Genomic DNA, 1,692 nt, shown 5'->3' with positions numbered 1-1,692 from the left:
CGTCTTCAGTGGTGGTTGATGTACCAATTGTTACTTCTGCTTCGTAAGTTTTCCCTGCGTTTGTAAGATACTCCGCTACTTTGGTTGACTCTCCTAAACAGATGGGCAAGACTCCTTCCACACTTGGATCGAGAGTCCCTGTATGACCGATGCGTTTCATTCTCAATATTTTTCGCAACTTAAAGACGCAATCGTGTGATGTCATCCCTTGTTCTTTCCATAGCGGAAGAATGCCATTTTGCATTCGTTCCCACTCCTTTTACATATGTAATTTAGAAAAAGCCTGCTTATAAAAAGCAGACTTCTTTTTGTTACTCAGTTTCTTCAGTTGTATCGTTAATCTGTCTTAGTAAAGTGTCAATTTTATTACCGTAAGCAGATGACTCATCAAATTCAAACATAAGCTCTGGTGTCTTACGCAATCGAATTCGTTGGCCAATTTCTGTACGGATAAATCCTTTAGCTTTAGCTAAACCTTTTAACGTTTCTTGACGTTTTCTATCATCACCTAGAACAGTAATATAGACCGTTGCTTGTTGTAGATCACCAGTAACTTCGACGTCTGTTACAGTGACAAACCCAATGCGGGGATCTTTAAGTCTGCGAGCAATAATTTCGCCAAGTTCTTTTTTCATTTGTTCTGCTACTCGATTTGAGCGATTCGCCATGATGGCTTCACCTCTGTTCTATCTATAAATGTTCACGGATGGTTTCAGTTCGTTCCCACTCTGGATTTGATTCCAGGTAGTGAATGGCATGAGTTAACTCGCGATCACTTGCATCAATGGATGATGCAACACAAACAATCGCAATGCGAGTCCTTTGCCATAAATCCTGGTGATCAATCTCAGAAATCGATACATTAAACTTTTGCTTCGTTCGAGTAAGCATGCGCTGCAGAACAGCGCGCTTCTCTTTTAACGAATGCGACGTCGGAATGATAAACTCGCATTCCGCGTAGGCAATCATTTACGTTTAATTTCTTCCATTACGAATGCTGCAATAATGTCGCCTTCTTTGACATCATTGTAGTTTTTCACAGTAATACCACATTCATACCCACGTGCCACTTCTTTTACATCATCTTTGAAGCGTTTTAGTGATTCTAACTCGCCTTCAAATACGACAATGCTGTCACGGATAACACGAACGCCACTATCTCGGCTAATTTTACCTTCTGTTACATAACTTCCGGCAATCGTACCGATTTTCGTAACTTTAAACGTTTCACGAACTTCAGCCTGACCGATAATTTTTTCTTGGAATTCAGGATCAAGTAAGCCAGTCATTGCCGCTTCAATTTCCTCAATTACTTTATAAATTACACGGTGCAGACGAATGTCTACTCCTTCAGCTTCAGCTGCACGTTTTGCATTGGTATCAGGTCGTACGTTGAAACCAATTACAATCGCATTGGAAGCTGAGGCAAGTGAAATATCTGATTCAGTAATCGCACCAGCACCAGTATGAATGATACGTACGTTAACACCTTCAACGTCAAGTTTCATCAGAGATGCGGCCATTGCTTCAACAGAACCTTGTACGTCTGCTTTTACAATTAGGTTTAATTCTTTCATTTCACCTTGCTTCATTTGATCAAATAGATTATCAAGCGTTACTCGAGTTTTTTCAGAGCGTTGAGCTTGAAGAGCAGTAGATGCACGCGATTCCCCAACTTGACGGGCTGTTTTC

The 1,692-nt window shown here is 40.8% G+C and carries 3 protein-coding genes and 1 pseudogene; all 4 read right to left on the bottom strand.

The annotated features are described in order from the left end of the window. Window positions 1–244: pseudogene (gene truB / locus WB217_RS07370) on the bottom strand (tRNA pseudouridine(55) synthase TruB); the annotation flags it as partial. 67 nt (window positions 245–311) lie between these two features. Continuing rightward, window positions 312–668, bottom strand: a complete 357-nt coding sequence (gene rbfA, locus WB217_RS07365; RefSeq protein WP_269924776.1) for a 30S ribosome-binding factor RbfA — start codon at window positions 666–668, stop codon at window positions 312–314. Window positions 669–690: 22 nt separating this feature from the next. Beyond that, window positions 691–969: a DUF503 domain-containing protein gene (locus tag WB217_RS07360; protein ID WP_423992059.1), complete on the bottom strand. Its 279-nt coding sequence runs from the start codon at window positions 967–969 to the stop codon at window positions 691–693. Beyond that, a partial coding sequence (locus WB217_RS07355; protein WP_423992057.1) for a translation initiation factor IF-2 occupies window positions 966–1,692 on the bottom strand: 727 nt, incomplete at its 5' end. The genes WB217_RS07355 and WB217_RS07360, both read right to left, overlap by 4 nt.

The sequence above is a fragment of the Mesobacillus sp. genome, assembly GCF_049588175.1.
Lineage (GTDB): Bacteria > Bacillota > Bacilli > Bacillales > Cytobacillaceae > Mesobacillus.
This window is presented reverse-complemented; position numbering and strand designations above follow the sequence as displayed.

What these genes read in the sequence shown, in the direction of transcription:
- WB217_RS07360 (WP_423992059.1), bottom strand. Translation starts at nt 969, where the DNA reads ATGATTGCCTACGCGGAATGCGAGTTTATCATTCCGACGTCGCATTCG.
- rbfA (WP_269924776.1), bottom strand. Translation starts at nt 668, where the DNA reads ATGGCGAATCGCTCAAATCGAGTAGCAGAACAAATGAAAAAAGAACTT.